1 protein-coding gene is annotated in these 1,657 nt (G+C 69.8%); it reads left to right on the top strand.

All coding sequences use genetic code 11. The annotated features are described in order from the left end of the window. Positions 1 to 133: 133 nt before the first annotated feature. The coding region (locus tag KGA66_RS28875) for an ISKra4 family transposase (RefSeq protein ID WP_211472756.1) at positions 134 to 1,657 on the top strand (1,524 nt) is incomplete at its 3' end.

Below are 1,657 nucleotides of genomic sequence, written 5' to 3'. Positions count from 1 at the left end.
GGGTGCGGCTCCTTGAGGGTGCGTGTTCGAGGTCTGTGATCTCGGGCGATTGCACGCTGCTGATCGTCACAGAGGGCTCCTTTCCGCTACGTTCCTGCTTGCTGACGGCAAGAAACGAGGGAAAGGAGCCCTGGTGGGAGCATACGCGCCGAGGGGCGTGGATGTGTTCGCGGCGGCACGCGAGTGCCTGGAGCGGGAGATCGCCTGGCTGGACGGAGCGGAGGCCGGGGGCAGCGAGCACGCGGTGCTGGAGAGCGTGATGCAGCAGACGGGACGCGAGCTGCAAAGACTGCTGTTGCAGGCGCATCTTGAGCTGCGTGCCGAACGCGAGGAGCGCCGCGCGCAGGTCACCGACGCGGATGGCGCGGTGCGCCGGTGGGCCGAGCCGGGACGCGCCACCTGCCTGGCGAGCGTGTTCGGGGAGGTCACCGTGGGGCGGATCGCGTATCGGCGGCGCGGCGGCGTGGACCTGCACCCGCTGGACGCGGGGCTGAATCTGCCCCGGGAGAAGTACTCACACGGGTTGCGCGAGGGCGCGGTGCGCACGGCGGTCGCCGGTTCTTACGGCCACGCTCAGGACCAGCTCGCGCGGCAGACCGGGATCGTTGTACCGAAGCGGCAGCTCGAAGGGCTGGACGTGGATGCGGCGCGCGACTTCGAAGACTTCTACAACCAGTCGGGAGCCACCGACACCGACACCGACACCGACACCGACACCGACACCGACACCGACACCGACAAGAAGCTGCTGGTGATCTCCTGTGACGGCAAGGGGATCGTGATGCGGCCGCAGGCGCTGCGCGCCTCGACGGCCAAGGCCGCGGCCGGCGCGAAGAACAAGCTGGCCACACGCCTGTCGCGCGGGGAGAAGACGAACCGCAAACGGATCGCGCAGGTCGCCGCGGTCTACGACGCGGTCGCGGCCCCGCGTGTCGCGGCCGACATCGTGCCCCTGCCGACCGATCCGCAGCGCGAGCGGGAGCCGGGCCCCAGCGCGCGCGGCAAGTGGCTGACCGCGAGCGTGGAGAAAGGCGCCGACCAGGTCATCGCCGAGGCCTTCGACCACGCCGAACGCCGCGACCCGCACCACAAACGCACCTGGGTGGCACTGGTGGACGGCAACAACCACCAGATCGAGCGCATCCGCGCCGAGGCGAGGGCACGCGGGATCGAGATCACGATCGTGGTCGACTTCGTGCACGTGGTCGAGTACGTGTGCAAGGCCGCGTGGTGCTTCTTCGCCGAGGGCGACCCCCGGGTCGAGGCGTGGGTCGGCGGGATGCTGCGCTCGATCCTGGACGGACACGCCACCCGTGTCGCCGCCGCGATCCGCCGCAAGGCCACCCATGCCGAACTGCCCGCGAACAAGCGAGACGCCGCCGACCAGGCCGCGAACTACCTGCTGGCCAAGGCCCCATACCTGAACTATCCCCACGCGCTGGCCTCAGGCTGGCCGATCGCCACCGGCGTCATCGAAGGTGCGGTACGCCACCTGGTCAAGGACCGCACGGACATCACCGGAGCCCGCTGGGGTCTGGCCGGTGCCGAAGCCGTCCTGCGCCTGCGCGCCCTGCACGCCAATGGCGACCTCGACGCCTACTGGGACTACCACCTGCAACGCGAACACGAACGCGTCCACGCCTCACGATATCTCGAT

This window comes from Actinocrinis puniceicyclus, assembly GCF_018283645.1.
Classification (GTDB): Bacteria; Actinomycetota; Actinomycetes; order Streptomycetales; family Catenulisporaceae; genus Actinocrinis; species Actinocrinis puniceicyclus.
The sequence above is the reverse complement of the archived record's forward strand: the minus strand, read 5'-3'. Positions and strand labels throughout refer to the sequence as shown.